Annotated in this window: 20 protein-coding genes; 11 read left to right on the top strand and 9 right to left on the bottom strand. The window is 65.1% G+C overall.

Annotated features, from left to right (window positions below):
* Positions 1–60 precede the first annotated feature (60 nt).
* Positions 61–276 (top strand): NepR family anti-sigma factor, encoded by a 216-nt coding sequence (locus EP380_RS23945; protein ID WP_106572913.1) that lies wholly within the window; start codon positions 61–63, stop codon positions 274–276.
* Positions 273–839 carry an RNA polymerase sigma factor gene (locus tag EP380_RS18095; RefSeq protein WP_106572912.1) on the top strand — a complete coding sequence of 189 codons (567 nt, stop codon included), beginning with the start codon at positions 273–275 and terminating at the stop codon, positions 837–839. Before EP380_RS23945 ends, EP380_RS18095 begins: the two co-directional genes overlap by 4 nt.
* Here EP380_RS18095 and EP380_RS18090 read toward each other — a convergent pair.
* On the bottom strand, positions 836–1,213 hold the full coding sequence (locus EP380_RS18090) for a response regulator (RefSeq protein WP_127599805.1): 378 nt from the start codon (positions 1,211–1,213) through the stop codon (positions 836–838). The two genes, EP380_RS18095 and EP380_RS18090, sit on opposite strands and share 4 nt — an antisense overlap.
* A 162-nt stretch (positions 1,214–1,375) precedes the next feature.
* Between EP380_RS18090 and EP380_RS18085 the strand changes: the two genes are divergently transcribed.
* Together EP380_RS18085 and EP380_RS18080 are read left to right on the top strand one after the other, a co-directional pair.
* Entirely contained in the window at positions 1,376–2,134 is a 759-nt protein-coding gene (locus EP380_RS18085; RefSeq protein ID WP_106572910.1) for a Crp/Fnr family transcriptional regulator, read from the top strand.
* A 465-nt stretch (positions 2,135–2,599) separates the two neighbouring features.
* The gene (locus EP380_RS18080) at positions 2,600–3,286 is read left to right on the top strand and encodes an IS110 family transposase (protein WP_238719914.1); all 687 of its coding nucleotides are present in this window, start codon (positions 2,600–2,602) and stop codon (positions 3,284–3,286) included.
* 46 nt (positions 3,287–3,332) lie between these two features.
* Here EP380_RS18080 and EP380_RS18075 read toward each other — a convergent pair whose 3' ends face one another.
* The 8 genes from EP380_RS18075 to EP380_RS18040 form a co-directional block, all read right to left on the bottom strand.
* A complete protein-coding gene (locus tag EP380_RS18075; protein ID WP_127599918.1) occupies positions 3,333–4,637 on the bottom strand; it encodes a polyhydroxyalkanoate depolymerase in 1,305 nt (434 codons plus the stop codon).
* Between the two features lie 125 nt (positions 4,638–4,762).
* Entirely contained in the window at positions 4,763–5,206 is a 444-nt protein-coding gene (locus EP380_RS18070; RefSeq protein ID WP_275069014.1) for a GNAT family N-acetyltransferase, read from the bottom strand.
* Positions 5,207–5,301: 95 nt separating this feature from the next.
* A complete protein-coding gene (locus EP380_RS18065) occupies positions 5,302–5,595 on the bottom strand; it encodes a DUF1330 domain-containing protein (RefSeq protein WP_127599801.1) in 294 nt (97 codons plus the stop codon).
* Between the two features lie 25 nt (positions 5,596–5,620).
* Positions 5,621–6,322, bottom strand: a complete 702-nt coding sequence (gene pyrF, locus EP380_RS18060; RefSeq protein ID WP_106572967.1) for an orotidine-5'-phosphate decarboxylase — start codon at positions 6,320–6,322, stop codon at positions 5,621–5,623.
* Positions 6,319–6,909, bottom strand: coding sequence for an NADPH-dependent FMN reductase (locus EP380_RS18055; protein WP_106572968.1), 591 nt, complete (start codon positions 6,907–6,909; stop codon positions 6,319–6,321). The genes pyrF and EP380_RS18055 overlap by 4 nt, the downstream gene beginning before the upstream one ends.
* Before the next feature lie 345 nt (positions 6,910–7,254).
* Positions 7,255–7,872 carry a transglutaminase-like cysteine peptidase gene (locus EP380_RS18050; RefSeq protein WP_238719913.1) on the bottom strand — a complete coding sequence of 206 codons (618 nt, stop codon included), beginning with the start codon at positions 7,870–7,872 and terminating at the stop codon, positions 7,255–7,257.
* Between the two features lie 139 nt (positions 7,873–8,011).
* Positions 8,012–8,449 (bottom strand): alternative ribosome rescue aminoacyl-tRNA hydrolase ArfB, encoded by a 438-nt coding sequence (arfB, locus tag EP380_RS18045; protein WP_106572970.1) that lies wholly within the window; start codon positions 8,447–8,449, stop codon positions 8,012–8,014.
* 165 nt (positions 8,450–8,614) lie between these two features.
* A complete protein-coding gene (locus EP380_RS18040; protein ID WP_127599799.1) occupies positions 8,615–10,225 on the bottom strand; it encodes a phosphoenolpyruvate carboxykinase in 1,611 nt (536 codons plus the stop codon).
* A gap of 351 nt (positions 10,226–10,576) precedes the next feature.
* Here EP380_RS18040 and EP380_RS18035 point away from each other — a divergent pair, with 351 nt between their 5' ends.
* The 7 genes from EP380_RS18035 (at position 10,577) to ahcY (ending at position 16,379) form a co-directional block, all read left to right on the top strand.
* Complete coding sequence (locus tag EP380_RS18035; protein WP_106572972.1) at positions 10,577–11,278, top strand: response regulator transcription factor; 702 nt, start codon at positions 10,577–10,579, stop codon at positions 11,276–11,278.
* Between the two features lie 35 nt (positions 11,279–11,313).
* On the top strand, positions 11,314–13,083 hold the full coding sequence (locus EP380_RS18030; protein ID WP_106572973.1) for a sensor histidine kinase: 1,770 nt from the start codon (positions 11,314–11,316) through the stop codon (positions 13,081–13,083).
* Between the two features lie 22 nt (positions 13,084–13,105).
* Positions 13,106–13,615 (top strand): HPr kinase/phosphorylase, encoded by a 510-nt coding sequence (locus tag EP380_RS18025; protein WP_127599797.1) that lies wholly within the window; start codon positions 13,106–13,108, stop codon positions 13,613–13,615.
* A gap of 47 nt (positions 13,616–13,662) precedes the next feature.
* Positions 13,663–13,971 (top strand): hypothetical protein, encoded by a 309-nt coding sequence (locus tag EP380_RS18020; RefSeq protein WP_127599795.1) that lies wholly within the window; start codon positions 13,663–13,665, stop codon positions 13,969–13,971.
* Complete coding sequence (locus EP380_RS18015; RefSeq protein WP_106572975.1) at positions 13,968–14,369, top strand: PTS sugar transporter subunit IIA; 402 nt, start codon at positions 13,968–13,970, stop codon at positions 14,367–14,369. The genes EP380_RS18020 and EP380_RS18015 overlap by 4 nt, the downstream gene beginning before the upstream one ends.
* Positions 14,366–14,656 (top strand): HPr family phosphocarrier protein, encoded by a 291-nt coding sequence (locus EP380_RS18010; RefSeq protein WP_106572976.1) that lies wholly within the window; start codon positions 14,366–14,368, stop codon positions 14,654–14,656. The genes EP380_RS18015 and EP380_RS18010 overlap by 4 nt, the downstream gene beginning before the upstream one ends.
* A 322-nt stretch (positions 14,657–14,978) precedes the next feature.
* Complete coding sequence (gene ahcY / locus EP380_RS18005) at positions 14,979–16,379, top strand: adenosylhomocysteinase (RefSeq protein WP_127599793.1); 1,401 nt, start codon at positions 14,979–14,981, stop codon at positions 16,377–16,379.
* The last annotated feature ends 102 nt before the right edge of the window (positions 16,380–16,481 follow it).

The raw sequence follows: 16,481 nt of genomic DNA, 5'->3' as shown, positions 1-16,481 counted from the left end.
GGAACTTTTTGTCGGCTTTCGCATTTTGGTTCGAACCAGGGCTCGGGAATCCGTCGAAAAATGAAGGAAAGTAAGAAAATGCCGGCAATCGATCCAGCGCAAGCCGACTTTGCCGGATCGTCTGAAACGGGCGGTCGCATCTCGATGAAATTGCGTGAACTCTACGATTCCATCAAGGAGGAGGCGATCCCCGATCGGTTCCTCGATCTGCTTGAAAAACTGGACGAGGCCGAAAAATCGGCGTCCGCCCCCAAGGGCAGAAAGGACCGGGCATGAGTTGCGCTTCCGCCGGCGACAAGTTGGCGTTCAAACGCGAACTTCTGGCGTCGCTGCCCAATTTGCGCGCCTTCGCGGTCTCACTGATCGGCCGGCACGACCGGGCCGACGATCTGGTCCAGGATACGATCATGAAGGCCTGGGCCAAGCAGGACAGTTTCGAGCCTGGCACCAATTTGAAGGCGTGGCTGTTCACCATCCTGCGCAACGAGTTCTACAGCCAGATGCGCAAGCGCGGTCGCGAGATCCAGGACAGCGACGGCATCTTCACCGAAAGATTGTCCACCCATCCCGCGCAGTACGGGTCGCTCGACCTGGCCGATTTCCGCAAGGCGCTGGGCGAACTGCCCGACGATCAGCGTGAAGCGATCATCCTGGTCGGCGCGTCCGGGTTTGCCTACGAGGAGGCGGCGGCGATCTGCGGCTGCGCGGTCGGCACGATCAAGAGCCGCGTCAGCCGGGCCCGCCAGCGCCTGCAGGAACTGCTGGCGGTTTCGGGCGAAGCCGATTACGGGCCGGATCGCGATTCGGCCTCGATCGTCTCGCGCGCCTTCGCCGGCTAACGGGCCGTGGGGCGTCTGGCGTGCAGAATGGCCGTCACCGACCGGGCGATCTCGCCGGAAGGAAACGGTTTTAAGACGACGGGCCATTGGCAAAACCCGTCGACGCCGTCGCGGTCCTCCTCGGAGGTGGAGGTGAAGACCACCGCGCCGCCGGCCGCGCACGCGGCGGCAGCCAGAGCCTCGGTCATGGCCCGATCGTCCTGGACCTCGATCACGACAATGTCGAAGCGGCGTGTGCGCAGCACCTCGCGACCCGCCTCCGGTGTGGCCGTCTCCACCTCGCAGCCCAGTTCCTCGGACAGGATCTGCGCGGTGTCGAAGGCGATCAGATATTCCGAATCGATCACCAGGATCTCGGGTTTGTGGTCGGGCAAGGCATGTGTCCAGTCTGTGCTGTCGGCCTGGCCCCGATCGGGGGGCGGCCTGTTCTTGACGGCTTCAAGTGCCGTTTGCGGCGCGCGCTGTCATTTAAAAAAGACACGACCCCGCACCGGCGCCGTTGGCGGCGTGGATAGGCGTGCATCAGGGGGAGTGCGATGGCAAAAAACGGCAAGCTGATCGCTCCGCGCACGAAATGTTCGGCCTGTCCGCTGCGCAAGCGCGAGCATTTTCGCGATTTCGAGGCGGACGAGCTCGATTTCGTATCCACCTTCAAGACGGGGGAACTGACGGCCGATGCCGGTGCGACCATCCTGGTGGAAGGCACCCACAGCGCCCATTTGTTCACCGTCCTCGACGGCTGGGCCTTCCGTTACAAGATCCTCGACGACGGACGCCGCCAGATCCTGAACTTCATCCTGCCCGGCGATCTCGTCGGCCTGCAGGGGTCGCTGATGGGGGAGATGCAGCATTCGGTGGAGGCGCTGACGCCGCTGACCCTGTGCGTGTTCGAGCGCGCACGGCTGGCATCCTTGTTTTCAGGCTATCCCGATCTCGGCTTCGACCTGACATGGATCGCGGCGCGCGAGGAGCGTATTCTGGACGAACACCTGTTGAGCCTCGGCCGCCGGTCGGCGCTCGAGCGCGCGGCCTATCTGCTGGCTTTCCTCAACCGGCGCGCGCGCCTCGCCGGCCTGTTCGACAGCGGCCGCAAGAAGATGCTGCCGGTTTCCCAGCAACATCTGGCCGACACGCTCGGCCTGTCGATCGTGCACACCAACAAGACCCTGCGCAAGATCGCCGCGCGCGGGCTTGTGCGCTGGCTCGATCGCGGCTGCGCGGTCTTGGACGAGGACGGACTGTGCAAGATCGCGGGCTGGAGCGATCCGGTTGGCGGCAAGCGCCCGTTCATCTAGCCCCGGCTGGCTTTCCGCGAAATCGCAGACCGGCTTGTCTTATGATTCTGGCTGCCATTCCGCGAAGAATGAACCACTGCACGCCCCTCGAATCATGGCATGCAGTGACGGTGGCTGGATCGCCGACGGCTTGGTCGTGATGGGTCGTTTTAGAGTGTGATCAGCCATCGTCTTCGCATGAGGCCTGAACGGATACGCAGCAGCCTTATATCAATTACAGGGCTCTGCACGACAAGCACGGGACATGGCCAAGTCCATGAAGGATGGCATCGGCGTCGACATCTCGAAAGTCCATCTGGACGCGCATCGGCTCGGCACGGGCGTCTCGGCCCGATCCGGCAACGCTCCGGCCGGGTTTTGCGCACTGAAGCGCTGGATCGGTTCGGAACTGCCGGCTCTGGTGGTTTATGAAGCGACCGGCCCTACCATGCCCGTTTCGAGCGGGCCTTTGCGGGGCGGCTGGCGTTGGCGAAGGTCAACCCGCTGCAGGCCCGCCGCTTTGCCCAAGCGTGCGGAACCAGGGTCAAAACCGATGCCGTGGATGCGTGTCTTCTGACGCGGATGGGCTCGGCTCCGAACCTGGCTCCTGACAGGCCTGTGGCGGAAAACCAACATGCCCTCAAGGAATTGCAGGTTGCCGGTACAGCCTTGTTCAAGGAAAAGACCCGGCTCAAGAAGCGTTTGAAAACACAGAGCCTCGCCTTCACCCAACGTCAGACCGCAGCCCGCATCGATCAGGTCGCTCGAAAGTTGAAAGCGCTACGGGGAGAGATCGAAGCGCAACTGCGCTTTCGCGCGCGGCGTGCCCCGGCCCATGACATCCTGCGCTCCATTCCCGACACCAGCGAGATCGCGGCGGCAATCCTCATCGAATGTCCCAAAATCGGAACGCTCGGCCAAAAAACAGGCGACCAGTCTAGCAGGTCTCGCTCTCATGATAAGACAATCCAGCACGTGGCAGGGAAAGGCATTCAGTCAGAGCGGCCCAAGTTCCTGCGTGACGCCCTCTACATGTCCGCCCTCGTCGCCGCACGCTTCAACCCCGACATGGCGCGAAAGTACAAGGCGATGACCGCCTTCCCCCAAACTTGCCCTAGCAGCCATCATGCGCAAGCTCATCGAACTCGCCAACACCCTCGTCAAGCAGGATAGAAGATGGACCCCAAAATCTGGCTTGATCAAAACCGATACTCTAAGGTCAGGCCCTGGTGCGTCCCGTCGACTTGGCGGCGGGTTTTTTGGCGGGCAGGTGCCGGCCGAGCGCGTCGCGGTTCTCGCGGCCATAGCTGGTGATGAAATCGACGATGCGCGGCACGATCTCGGCGCGGAAGCGCGAGCCGTTGAAGACGCCGTAATGGCCGACGGCCGGCTGCATGTAGTGCACGCGCATGTCGTCGGGAATATTGGTGCACAGCGTCTGCGCGGCCTTGGTCTGGCCGACGCCCGAAATGTCGTCGTTTTCGCCCTCGACCGTCATCAGCGCGATCGAGCGGATCGCGGCCGGATCGACCGGTTCGCCGCGATGGGTCATCTCGCCCTTGGGCAAAGCGTGGCGGATGAACACCGTGTCGACCGTCTGCAGGTAGAACTCGGCCGTCAGATCCATCACAGCCAGATATTCGTCATAAAAATCGCGATGCTTGTCGGCCGAATCGCCGTCATTCTTGACCAGATGCAGGAAGAAATCCTTGTGGGCGATGATGTGGCGGTCGAGATTCATGCTCATGAAGCCCGAAAGCTGCAGAAAACCGGGATAGACCTCGCGGGCGAAACCGGGATTGGGCCAGGGAACCTGCATGATGGCGTTGTCGCGGAACCAGGCGAGATCCTTTTCCTCGGCGAGCTGGTTGACGGCGGTCGGGTTGATGCGCGTGTCGATCGGCCCGCCCATCAGCGTCATGGTCGAGGGCGCGAATTGGTCGCCGCGCGCCTCCATCACCGCGGCCGCGGCCAGGACCGGCACGGAGGGCTGGCACACGGCCATGACATGCGTGTCCGGCCCGAGCGCGTGCAGCATCTCGATGACGTAGTCGATATAGTCGTCCAGGTCGAAATGCCCCTTGGAGAGCGGCACCATGCGGGCGTCGACCCAATCGGTGATGTGAACCTCGGCATGCGGCAGCATCGCCTCGACCGTGCCGCGCAACAAGGTCGCGTAGTGCCCCGACATCGGCGCCACGATCAGGAGCTTGGGATCGGGCTTGCGGCCGGCCGGCAGGTCGCGCTTGAAACGGATCAGGTTGCAGAACGGCCGCTTCCAGACGATGTCCTCGCTGACCGAAACCGGCTTCCAGTCGACCACGGTGGAGGTCAGGCCGAAATCCGGCTTGCCGTAACGCCGCGTGGTGCGCTCGAACATCTCCGCCATTGCCGCGGCGGAGCGCCCGAACGCGGTGTGGGAGAGCGGGTTGAGCGGATTGCTGTAGAACAGCCGCGTCGCATCCGCCACCGCGCGATAGGGCTGGATCGCGGCATGATTCCACTCATAGGCCTGATAAAACATCGAAATGTACCGCCTTCCGTTCCGATAGCCGCCCAGAATCGCGACGCGAAGGGTCATTGGTTATGACCGATGACGGTAACAGGCTTTTGCTGCATTGCAATAGAGCTGTTCCGCCCTGCACCAGGCTAGGCCCCGATGCGCCGCACCATCAGCACGCGCGCCGACGCCTCGACGCCCGGCGGCATCTCGCGCTTGAACCGGGCCAGAAGCGCCGGCGGCGCATGCGCCGGCTCCAGTTCGCTAAAGCCGAGCTTGCCGTAAAAGGGCGCGTTGAAGGGCACGGCGCGGAAGGTGGAAAGCGCGGCATCGCGATAGGCGAGCCGCCGCGCCGCGCCGAGCGCGGCCAGCACGAGGGCGGTGCCAAGCCCGCGCCGGCCATGGGCGGGATCGACGGAGAGCTCCATCAGGTAAAAATAGCCGCCGACATCGCCGCCCACGACGAAGCCGGCCGGCGTGGCATCCCGGCTTTCGGCGACGAGCACGCTGGTGCCGGCCGTGAAGCGGGCGAACGCCTTGGGCGTGCGCGGAGGCTCGTCGGCGAGCGCGGGATAGCCGTGGTCGGCGAACAGGCGCGCGGCCGCCGTCTCGACGGCGATCAGCCGGGGGACCTCGTCAGGCCGGGCGGCTCTGATGGCGTAGCCGGCAGGCAGGGCGGGAATGCCGCTCAGGCGTCATATCCCTCGACGATCACCATCTCGGCATCGGCGACCGTCACGCGGATCGCCTTGGCCGCCTGGTATTCGGGCGAATTGTAGCATTCCTTCGCCGCCTGCAGGGATGGAAACTCGATGACGACGTTGCGCGCGCGCCCCGCGCCTTCCATCGCCTCGTAGGCGCCGCCGCGGGCCAGGAAATTGGCGCCGTGTCGTTCGAAGGCCGGCTTCGCGGTCGCGACATAATCCTTGTAGCGTTCGGGATCGCGGACATCGACATGGGCGATCCAATAGGCTTTCGGCATGTTTTCCTCCCGGGACGGTTCTGGTTCAGGCCGTTTCCATTTCCGTGATGATCGCCTGGGCGGCGGCGCGGCGGTCGCGCGCGCCGACGACCGGACGGGCGACGACGAGATGGCTGGCGCCGGCGCGCAGCCCATCGGCCGGCGTCATCACCCGCTTCTGGTCGCCGTGGGCGGCGCCGGCCGGACGGATGCCCGGCGTCACCAGCGCCATCTCCGGGCCGACGATCGCGCGCACGGCCGCCGCCTCGGTGGCCGCGCAGACGATGCCGCCCATGCCGGTCTCGCGCGCCTGGCGCGCGCGGCGCTCGACCAGGGCGCGGGCGTCGAAGCCGTAACCGGCCTCGGAGAGGTCGCGATCGTCCATCGAGGTGAGCACGGTCACGCCGAGCAGGCACAGATCGCTGCCGGCGGCCGCTTCGACGGCGGCGCGCATCGCCTTGGGATAGGCGTGCACGGTCAGCATCGACACGCCCATCGCGGCGACGTTCTCGACGCCCTCGGCCACGGTGTTGTCGATGTCGAGCAGTTTCATGTCGAGAAACACGTTCTTGCCCGAGGCGACGAGATCGCGCGCGAATTCGAGACCACCGGCGAACACCAGCCGATAGCCGATCTTGAAGAAGGAGACGACACCGTCGAGTTCCGAAACGGCCTTTTCGGCCGTCGCCACATCCGGCAGGTCGAGCCCGACGATCAGTCTTTCGGCGACGTTGTTCGCGTCCTTCATGCATCCACCCTCGTCGACAGCATCGAGGCCCGTTCGATCAGCGTGCGGCAGACCTTTTCCAGCATCTTGTGCTGGCGCTCGTTCTTCAGCCGCCCCTCCTCGTCGAAGGCCTCGGCGGCGCCCGCGACCGAACATTGCGGCGTAACGATCTCGGCCTGGCAGTTCATCAGCACGGCGCGCAGATGATAGAGGCCGCGATTGCCGCCGAACTGACCGTTGGACGAGGAGCACAGGCCGACGACCTTGTCCTGATACGGGTGCAGCGGCGCGGCGCCGTCCTTTTTGACGCGGCTCACCCAGTCGAGCGTGTTCTTGAGCAGCGGCGGGATCGAGGCGTTGTATTCGGGACTGGCGATCAGAAGCCCGTCATGGGCTGCGAACAGCCGTGCGAGCTTGAGCGCGTTTTCAGGGATGCCTTTTTCCTTTTCGAGGTCCTCGTCCATGATCGGCAGCGGATAGTCCTCCAGCGAAATGCGGGTGACCTCCGCGCCCTGCAGGGCCAGTTCTTTCATGGCCGCGTCGGCGGTGCGGCCGCTGAACGCGCCGCTGCGGATCGAGCCTGCGAAAACGAGTATACGTACCGTCATGTCCCACTCAGTCGATTTCCGTTCCTGTCCGGGTATAGGGATATGGGCGGCAAATCAATCGCAACCGAGGCCTGTCGTCCCCTCACCGCCGGAAAGGGTATTCGACGGCTGGCGTACATGGCTTGAGGCCGCGCCGGGCGCCCCCGGCTTCGCGCCATCGCCGCCGTTCTTCGGGGCCGGCCTGGCCGGTCGGCGCGACCGCGATCGCACGCCCTGACGAGTGGGCGGGCAAAACCGGCGCAAGGCCGTCCGGGAGGAGTTTTTGGAACGCTCTTTGAAGGGCGCGGTCGGGCCGGCTGGCTTGGCGAGCGACGGTCGCGCGCCAGGCCGTTCAGACGGACCCGCTCAACGGTTGACCGAGCCGACGAACCGGTTGCGCTCGGCGTGGAGATTGACCCAGCGGCCGGTATGGTTGCTCGCCTGCCGTTTGAGGAACCGGTAGCCGGTCTTGCTCCACGGGCGGATATCGTCGCGCAGATTGTCGAGAATGAGGTCGCCCTTGTCGGTGCGCACGGTCAGCACGGCGTGGCCCTCGCCGTCGGGCTTGCGCACCACGGTGATCAGCAGGTTGGTGAGCGACACGCCCTTGCCCTGCAGCAGGCGGCGCTTTTCGAGCACGTAGTCCTCGCAATCGCCGACACCGTCGGGATAGCTCCACACCTCGTCCTTGCCGAAAATGTCGATGTCGTTCATCGGCTTGACGGCGCGGTTGACCGAAACGTTCACGCGCGACAGCGTCGACCACAGCGTCTTGGTGAGCCGCGCGGGACCGCGGTCGCGCATGGCGATGGAACATTCGCGCGGATTGGCCTTGCAGAACTCGTAATGGCCGATCGGCTGCGAGGTCAGGCTGCCGGTGACCATGGAATCGACCGGCTGCGCGGCGGCAGGCGCGAGCGACCCGGCCACCAGAAGCGCCGCGAGGATCGTTGGCCGGAGTCCCGGCGTCGTCTTGCCATGCATCGGCTCGCCCCCTGCAACCCGTGTCTTATCGTTAAGAAAAGGTTAAGAGGCTTGCGCTGCCGCTGTCAATTCACGACACCGCCAATCCGAAAATCATGGTTACCATCCACAGCCGGCCGGATCCGCCGCCGGCGTGACGTCACTCCTTGTCGACACGCCCGCGCATCTTCTTGATCGCCGCGCGGCCGGCCTTGGCCTTCAAACGGCGCTCGACCGCGCCTTTCGACGGCCGCGTCTTCTTGCGCGGCGGCGGCGGCGGCTCGGCGGCGCGGGCGACGAGCGCCAGCAGGCGCTGGCGCGCGTCCTCGCGATTGCGCTCCTGGGTCCTGAACCGCCCGGCCTCAATGACGATCACGCCGTCCTTGGTGGCGCGCTGGCCAGCCAGCTTCACAAGGCGATTGCGCACGGGCTCCGGCAGGCCGCGGGCGTTGCGCGCGTCGAAGCGCAGCTGGACGGCTGTCGCGACCTTGTTGACGTTCTGGCCGCCGGGACCGGAGGAGCGGATGAAATGCTCCTCGAGTTCGGCCTCGCCGACCGTCACGCCGGGCGCGATCGAAAACACCTCTTCGCCTGACATGCCCCTCTCCCGGGGTGCGGACCCCAATCCTGGCGCGGTTTCGGACACGGAGATTTCGTCGTGCGCCGAACCCGCCGCAATCCACACATGCCGCGCCGGGGGCCAAAAGAAAAGGCCCGGCGCGAGGCCGGGCCGCTATCTGCGCGCGAAACCGGCGCCGCAACGCTACTCGGCGGCGACCTGAACCTGCGGCGCCGCGCTGCGCACGCCGGCGTCGACATGATTCTCGAACTTGGCGAAATTGTCGATGAACATGCCGACCAGCTTGGCCGCCTGCCGGTCGTAGGCGGCCTGATCGGCCCAGGTCGCGCGCGGGTCGAGAATGGCGGCGTCGACGTCGGGCACGGCGACCGGCACCTCGAAGCCGAAATTCGGATCGGTGCGGAACTCGCAGGCGTTGAGCGAGCCTTCCAGCGCCGCCGTCAACAGCGCGCGCGTGGCCTTGATCGGCATGCGCGAGCCGGTGCCGTAGGCGCCGCCGGTCCAACCGGTGTTGACCAGCCAGCAATCGACGCCGTGGCGGGCGATCAGTTCGCGCAGGAGATTGCCGTATTCGGCCGGGTGGCGCGGCATGAAGGGCGCGCCGAAACAGGTGGAGAAGGTCGCTTCCGGCTCGGTCACGCCCTTTTCGGTGCCGGCGACCTTGGCGGTGTAGCCGGACAGGAAATGATACATGGCCTGGGCCGGCGACAGCCGGGCGATCGGCGGCAGGATGCCGAAGGCGTCCGCCGTCAGCATGATGATGTTCTTGGGATGGCCGGCGCGGCCGCTGTCGCTGGCATTGGGAATGAAATGCAGCGGATAGGCGCAACGCGTGTTTTCGGTCAGCGACCCGTCGTCGAAATCGGGAACCCGGCTCTCGTCCAGGACGACATTTTCCAGCACGGTGCCGAACCGACGCGTCGTGGCGAAGATTTCCGGCTCGGCGGCGGCCGACAGGCGGATGGTCTTGGCGTAGCAGCCGCCCTCGAAATTGAAGATGCCGTCCTCGCCCCAGCCATGTTCGTCATCGCCGATCAGCGTGCGGCGCGGGTCGGCCGACAGCGTGGTCTTGCCGGTGCCCGACAGGCCGAAGAACACCGCCGCGTCGCCGTCGGGGCCGACATTGGCCGAGCAGTGCATCGGCATGACGCCGTTGTCCGGCAGCAGATAGTTGAGCACGGTGAACACCGACTTCTTCATTTCGCCGGCATAGGAGGTGCCGCCGATCAGCACGATCATGCGGCTGAGATCGACGGCGATCACCGTTTCGCTGCGGGTGCCGTGGCGGGCCGGATCGGCGCGGAACGACGGCAGGTCGATGATGGTAAGCTTCGGCTCGAACGTGTCGAGCGCCGTCCGGTCGGGACGGATCAGAAGGTTGCGGATGAACAGCGAATGCCACGCATATTCGGTGACGACCCGGGTCGGAAGCCTGTTTTCGGGATCCGCGCCGCCGGCGAGGTCCTGCACGAAGAGGTCGCGGCCCTCGACCTGGGCCTGGAAATCGGCCAAGAGCAGGTCGAACTGCTCGGGCGTGATGGCGTTGTTGTTGTCCCACCACACATGCGGCTCGCTGGCCGCGTCGCGCACGACGACCTTGTCCTTGGCGGAACGGCCGGTGTGCTGGCCGGTCAGGGCGACGAGCGCGCCGTGGGCGGTCAGACGCGCCTCGCCGCGGCGCAACGCTTCCTCGTAGAGTTCGGCTTCGCAGAGATTGTAGTGGGCGGCCGCGGCCTTGCCGAGCCCGATAATATCGATCCCGCAACGGGCATTGCGCTTGCCGATCTCTCGCATTCGTTCCGCTCCCTGGCGTCTTTTTGCGTTGGTTCGTCCGCCAATGCGCTAACCTCGACCCCGGCAAGCATCGGCCAGAGGTCACAACCAGAAAAGCCTTTTTGTTTCAAATCATTAATCGATTTAAAAATTTTTGAATTTTTCCTAAATCGTTTAAAAACGGGCAGGCTGTTGAAAAAGGGTTAAATTTTTCCGTTCGCCGGAATAGGTCGTGCACAGGCGATATGGGGCTTGCGGGTCCGCGCATGTGACATGGCCTTTGTTCTATGCCACATTTTGTACCCAATTTGTCCGCCTATAGCCCTTTCCGGAAGCAGGAAGGGACGCCCGCTTATGAGGGATACGTTTGACATGGCAACGATCGCACTCGTCGACGATGACCGCAACATCCTGACTTCGGTCTCCATCGCCCTGGAATCGGAAGGCTATCGCGTGGAGACCTACACGGACGGGTCGTCCGCCCTGGACGGGTTTTCCGCCCGCCCGCCCAATCTGGCCATTCTCGACATCAAGATGCCGCGCATGGACGGCATGGAGCTGCTGCGCCGGCTGCGGCAGAAATCGGACATGCCGGTGATCTTCCTGACGTCGAAGGACGACGAGATCGACGAATTGTTCGGCCTCAAGATGGGCGCCGACGACTTCATCCGCAAACCGTTCTCCCAGCGCCTGCTGGTCGAGCGGGTCAAGGCGGTGCTGCGGCGCGCCAACGCGCGCGAGGCCGCCGCCAAATCGCCCAGCGGCCAGACGAAATCGCTCGAACGCGGGCAACTGGTCATGGACCAGGAGCGGCATACCTGCACCTGGAAGGGCGAGCCGGTCATCCTGACGGTGACCGAATTCCTGATCCTGCACTCGCTGGCCCAGCGTCCCGGCGTGGTCAAAAGCCGTGACGCGCTGATGGATTCGGCCTATGACGAGCAGGTCTATGTTGACGACCGCACGATCGACAGCCACATCAAGCGGCTCAGGAAGAAGTTCAAGGTCGTCGACCAAGAATTCGACATGATCGAAACACTTTATGGTGTTGGATACCGCTTCCGCGAGGCGTGAAACTGGGACAGGCGTCGGGTGGACCCCGGCAACAGATGGTAGCCGAAACCGAACGCAAACGGGCAGGCACGGCACGAAACGGTCCATCCGTCGTCGGATGGCTGACCGTGCCCCTGCGCCGGTTTCTGGGCCATCACATCTTTTCCAGCCTGACGCGGCGCATCCTGTTTCTCAACCTCGCCGCGCTCGGGGTGCTGGTTCTGGGCATTCTTTACCTGAACCAGTTCCGGGACGGGCTGATCGAGGCGCGCGTCGAAAGCCTGATGACCCAGGGCGAGATCATCGCGGCCGCGGTCGCGGCCTCGGCGACGGTGGAGACCGATGCCATCAGCATCGATCCGGAAAAGCTGCTCGAGCTGCAGGCCGGCGAAAGCCTGGCGCCGGGTACGGACCAGCTCGACAGTCTGGAGTTCCCCATCAACCCGGAGCTGGTCGCCCCGCTGCTGCGCCGCCTGATCTCGCCGACGCGCACCCGGGCGCGGATTTACGACCGCGACGCCAACCTGCTTCTGGATTCGCGCCATCTCTATTCGCGCGGCCAGATCCTGCGCTACGACCTGCCGCCGCTGGAGGAGGCCGAGCCGGACTTTTTCGACCGCGTCGAGAAAATCCTCTCCGATTTCTTCCGCCGCAGCGACCTGCCGCTTTACCGCGAGCAGCCGGGCGGCAACGGAGCCGCCTATCCGGAGGTGATGCGGGCGCTGATCGGCACGCCCGGCTTCGTCGTGCGCATCAGCGAACAGGGCGAGATGATCGTGTCGGTGGCGGTGCCGGTGCAGCGCTTCCGCGCCGTGCTCGGTGTGCTTTTGCTGTCGACCCAGGGCGGCGACATCGACAAGATCGTCGCCGACGAACGCAAGGCGATCTTCCGCGTCTTCGGTGTGGCGGCGCTGGTGACCGCGATCTTGTCGATGCTGCTCGCCTCCACGATCGCCAATCCGCTGCGGCGGCTGTCGGCGGCGGCGGTGCGGGTGCGCCGCGGCGTGCGGAGCCGCGAGGAGATCCCCGACTTCTCCGAGCGCCAGGACGAGATCGGCAATCTGTCGATCGCGCTGCGCGACATGACCAGGGCGCTTTACGCGCGCATCGACGCGATCGAGAGTTTCGCCGCCGACGTCTCGCATGAATTGAAGAACCCGCTGACCTCGCTGCGCAGCGCGGTCGAGACGCTGCCCCTGGCACGCAACGAGGAGGCGCGCAGTCGGCTTTTGGCCATCATCCAGCACGACGTGCGCCGGCTCGATCGCCTGATCACCGACATTTCCGACGCTTCTCGGCTCGACGCCGAGCTGGCGCGCGCCGACGCCGCACCGCTCGACCTGCAGAAATTCCTGACCGATCTCGTCGCGGCGGCAAGCGCGCATACCCGCGACAAGAAACAGGTCGCGATCGAGTTTCGCGTTGCCAAGGCCGGCCAGAACGGGCGCGGCTTCCTGGTCAACGGCCACGATCTGCGGCTCGGCCAGGTGTTCACCAACCTGCTCGAAAACGCCCGCTCCTTCGTCCCCGACGAGGGCGGGCGCGTTCAGTTGACGCTGGCGCGCAGCGCCCGCAACATCATCGTCACCATCGACGATAACGGGCCGGGCATCCGTGCCGAGAACATCGACCGCATCTTCGAGCGGTTTTACACCGACCGGCCCCAAGGCGAGGCGTTCGGGCAGAATTCGGGCCTCGGCCTGTCGATCAGCCGCCAGATCGTCGAAGCCCATGGCGGCACGCTGACGGCCGAAAACATCCCCGGCAGCAAGTCGGGCGACGTGCGCGGCGCGCGCTTCATCGTCAAGCTGCCCGCCGAAGGCTGAGGATGCGACGCATGGCCGGCCGATGAAAAACGTCCACGCGAGCGGACTCGTCATCGGCGATCGCGGCGTGATCGTGCTGGGACCGTCCGGGGCCGGAAAATCGACGCTGGCGCTGGGCCTCGTGGCGCGGTGCCGGGCGGCCGGCATGCCGGCCTGGCTCGTCGGCGACGACCGGCTCGTGCTCGAGCGGCACGGGCCGCGTCTGGTGGCGCGGGTGCCCGGGGCGATCGCCGGGCTGGCTGAGGTCTACGGACACGGACCGGCCGCCCAGGCGCACGAAGCCGCGGCGGTGATCGATCTGTGCGTCAGGCTCGTGCCGGCACGCGAAGCGCCGCGGCTCGATCCCGGCGGCGTGGAACTGATCGAGACGGTGGAAATCGCAGCCCTCGCCGTGGCCGAGCGCGCCGTGGCCGCCGCCATGCCGGCCGTGCTCGCCCGGCTGGAGGCGCTCGGCCGGTTGCGGGCGGGTTGCGACGAAACGCGCGCCTTGCAGCCACGGCCCGTCGGCGCGGACCGGACGCCGTCGCCGTAACCGCGGCCGCGAACAGTCGGGACGACGACTCGCCCCCATTCGAGAAAATGATTATTTCTCAACATATTACGGAAAAATTCCCGGATTTTTCGGCGATCGTTCCGCTCGGACCGGCGTCCGTCTTTTCTAGTCGCAAGGCTGCGCAAAACAGCCAGGAACCGACTCGGTTTGGGCCGTTTTTCGGCCGCTCGGCCCCGATTTCGGCCATATTGATCGGCCGTGATCCGAGATTTGGGCTTGTCAAAGGCCGGCCCGTCGACAAGATAGCGCACCTGCCGCCGGGCTGGCGGATGACGAAAAACCAGAACAGACGCGCCCCGACCCTGGGGGCGCTGACGGGAGCGAAGCATTCATGATCGGAGTCGTGCTGGTCACGCACGGTCGCCTTGCCGAGGAATTCCGGCATGCCGTCGAACATGTCGTGGGGACCCAGGATGCTTTCGAGACCGTCCCCATCGAGGCCGACGACGATATCGAACTGCGGCGTCAGGATATCGTCGAGGCGGTCGCCAGGGTCGATGACGGCGCCGGCGTGGTCATTCTTACGGATATGTTCGGCGGCACGCCCTCCAATCTCGCCATCTCGGTGATGGAGCCGGGCCGCATCGAGGTGATCGCGGGCATGAACCTGCCGATGTTGATCAAGCTCACCAGCGTGCGCGCCGGCAACGACATGGCCGCCGCGCTGGAGGGCGCTCAGGCCGCCGGACGCAAATATATCAACGTGGCGAGCCGGGTCCTGAACGGCAAATGACGACGACGCGGGAAGTCTCGATCGTTCGCGACATCGAGATCGTCAACAAGCGCGGCCTGCATGCACGCGCCTCCGCGCGCTTCGTGCAGCTCGCCGGCAGTTTCAAGGCCGAGGTGACCGTGGAAAAGGACGGCGTTTCGGTCGGCGGCACCTCGATCATGGGCCTGATGATGCTGGCGGCAAGCCCGGGCTGCCATATCCGCATCACCGCCGCCGGCGCCGACGCGCACGAGGCGATGGCCGCATTGGAGGAACTGGTCGCCAACCGCTTCGGCGAGGACGCCTGACGACGGCGCCCGCAGCCCGCGCGACGGCCGCCGGCCGGAACCGGAACGGCGCCAGTCCATATGCACAGATAAAGATTTCCTTATATCCTGTTGTGAGCTTTTCGCCGATCTGCTAGACAGCGCCGCGTCGGGCAGGCGCGCGCCGCATCGCGGACGCTTGTCGGCCCGCCGGAACCAATCGGATGCGCAGCGTGTCGCGACACGAGCGCCGGTCGGCGACCACCGCGCCCGCCCCGTGCAGCGTCCGACGAAAGTTCGAACGACCGGCAGGGTCTTTCCAGGCCGCCGGCCGCCGCACAGCGAAGACATCAGGAGTAATGCGATGACAGAGAAACTGGATTACAAGGTCGCGGATATCGCGCTGGCGGACTGGGGCCGCAAGGAGATCGATATCGCCGAAACCGAGATGCCGGGCCTGATCGCGTGCCGGGAAGAGTTCGGCGAGGCGCAGCCGCTGAAGGGCGCGCGCATCACCGGCTCGCTGCACATGACGATCCAGACCGCCGTGCTGATCGAAACGCTGCAGGCGCTGGGCGCCGAGGTTCGCTGGGCCTCGTGCAATATCTTCTCCACCCAGGATCACGCCGCCGCCGCCATCGCGGCCACCGGAACGCCGGTCTTCGCCATCAAGGGCGAAACGCTCGAGGATTACTGGGCCTATTCCGACGCCATCTTCCAGTGGCCGGACGGCGAACCGTCCAACATGATCCTCGATGACGGCGGCGACGCCACCATGTACATCCTGATCGGCGCGCGCGCCGAGGCGGGCGAGGACGTTCTGTCGAATCCCGGCAACGAGGAAGAGGAAATCCTCTTCAAGCAGATCAAGAAGCGCATGGCCGAAACGCCCGGCTTCTTCACCCGCCAGCGCGACGCCATCAAGGGCGTGACGGAAGAGACGACCACCGGCGTCAACCGGCTCTACCAGCTCCAGAAGAAGGGCCTGCTGCCCTTCCCCGCCATCAACGTCAACGATTCGGTCACCAAGTCGAAATTCGACAACAAATATGGCTGCAAGGAATCGCTGGTCGACGGCATCCGCCGCGCCACCGATGTGATGATGGCCGGCAAGGTCGCCGTGGTCTGCGGCTATGGCGATGTCGGCAAGGGCTCGGCTGCCTCGCTGCGCGGCGCAGGCGCCCGCGTGAAAGTGACCGAAGTCGACCCGATCTGCGCGCTGCAGGCCTCGATGGACGGCTTTGAAGTCGTGACGCTCGACCAGGCCGCGCCGACCGCCGATATCGTGATCACCACGACCGGCAACAAGGACGTGATCACCATCGATCACATGCGCAAGATGAAGGACATGGCCATCGTCGGCAATATCGGCCATTTCGACAACGAGATTCAGATCGCCGCGCTGCGCAATCTGAAATGGACCAACATCAAGCCGCAGGTCGACATGATCGAGTTCCCCGGCGGCAACCGCATCCTGCTTCTTTCGGAAGGGCGCCTGCTCAATCTCGGCAACGCCACCGGCCATCCGAGCTTCGTGATGTCGGCCTCGTTCACCAACCAGGTGCTCGCCCAGATCGAACTGTGGACCAAGGGGCAGAATTACCAGAACGAGGTCTATGTGCTGCCCAAGCATCTCGACGAGAAGGTGGCGCGGCTGCATCTCGACAAGCTCGGCGCGACGCTGACCACCCTGACGGAGGACCAGGCGAGCTATATCGGCGTGACGCCGGCCGGTCCGTACAAGCCGGAACACTACAGATACTGATCCGATAGGCTCCAAACACTAGATATTGATGCCGGGCGGTTGACAAACCGCCCGGCATTACTTTTGTGGCGCCGCCTTCTTCACGCCGATTCGCTGGGCCGG

The organism is Nitratireductor alexandrii (assembly GCF_004000215.1).
GTDB classification, from domain to species: Bacteria; Pseudomonadota; Alphaproteobacteria; order Rhizobiales; family Rhizobiaceae; genus Mangrovimarina; species Mangrovimarina alexandrii.
Note: the sequence above shows the minus strand (reverse complement) of the source record. Positions and strands in the feature narration are given on the sequence as shown.

Excerpts from the sequence above, each read along its gene's own strand:
- EP380_RS23945 (WP_106572913.1), top strand. The coding sequence starts at position 61 with ATGAAGGAAAGTAAGAAAATGCCGGCAATCGATCCAGCGCAAGCCGAC.
- EP380_RS18095 (WP_106572912.1), top strand. The coding sequence starts at position 273 with ATGAGTTGCGCTTCCGCCGGCGACAAGTTGGCGTTCAAACGCGAACTT.
- EP380_RS18085 (WP_106572910.1), top strand. The coding sequence starts at position 1,376 with ATGGCAAAAAACGGCAAGCTGATCGCTCCGCGCACGAAATGTTCGGCC.
- EP380_RS18075 (WP_127599918.1), bottom strand. The coding sequence starts at position 4,637 with ATGTTTTATCAGGCCTATGAGTGGAATCATGCCGCGATCCAGCCCTAT.
- EP380_RS18065 (WP_127599801.1), bottom strand. The coding sequence starts at position 5,595 with ATGCCGAAAGCCTATTGGATCGCCCATGTCGATGTCCGCGATCCCGAA.
- pyrF (WP_106572967.1), bottom strand. The coding sequence starts at position 6,322 with ATGAAGGACGCGAACAACGTCGCCGAAAGACTGATCGTCGGGCTCGAC.
- EP380_RS18055 (WP_106572968.1), bottom strand. The coding sequence starts at position 6,909 with ATGACGGTACGTATACTCGTTTTCGCAGGCTCGATCCGCAGCGGCGCG.
- EP380_RS18050 (WP_238719913.1), bottom strand. The coding sequence starts at position 7,872 with ATGCATGGCAAGACGACGCCGGGACTCCGGCCAACGATCCTCGCGGCG.
- arfB (WP_106572970.1), bottom strand. The coding sequence starts at position 8,449 with ATGTCAGGCGAAGAGGTGTTTTCGATCGCGCCCGGCGTGACGGTCGGC.
- EP380_RS18040 (WP_127599799.1), bottom strand. The coding sequence starts at position 10,225 with ATGCGAGAGATCGGCAAGCGCAATGCCCGTTGCGGGATCGATATTATC.
- EP380_RS18035 (WP_106572972.1), top strand. The coding sequence starts at position 10,577 with ATGGCAACGATCGCACTCGTCGACGATGACCGCAACATCCTGACTTCG.
- EP380_RS18030 (WP_106572973.1), top strand. The coding sequence starts at position 11,314 with ATGGTAGCCGAAACCGAACGCAAACGGGCAGGCACGGCACGAAACGGT.
- EP380_RS18025 (WP_127599797.1), top strand. The coding sequence starts at position 13,106 with ATGAAAAACGTCCACGCGAGCGGACTCGTCATCGGCGATCGCGGCGTG.
- EP380_RS18020 (WP_127599795.1), top strand. The coding sequence starts at position 13,663 with ATGATTATTTCTCAACATATTACGGAAAAATTCCCGGATTTTTCGGCG.
- EP380_RS18015 (WP_106572975.1), top strand. The coding sequence starts at position 13,968 with ATGATCGGAGTCGTGCTGGTCACGCACGGTCGCCTTGCCGAGGAATTC.
- EP380_RS18010 (WP_106572976.1), top strand. The coding sequence starts at position 14,366 with ATGACGACGACGCGGGAAGTCTCGATCGTTCGCGACATCGAGATCGTC.
- ahcY (WP_127599793.1), top strand. The coding sequence starts at position 14,979 with ATGACAGAGAAACTGGATTACAAGGTCGCGGATATCGCGCTGGCGGAC.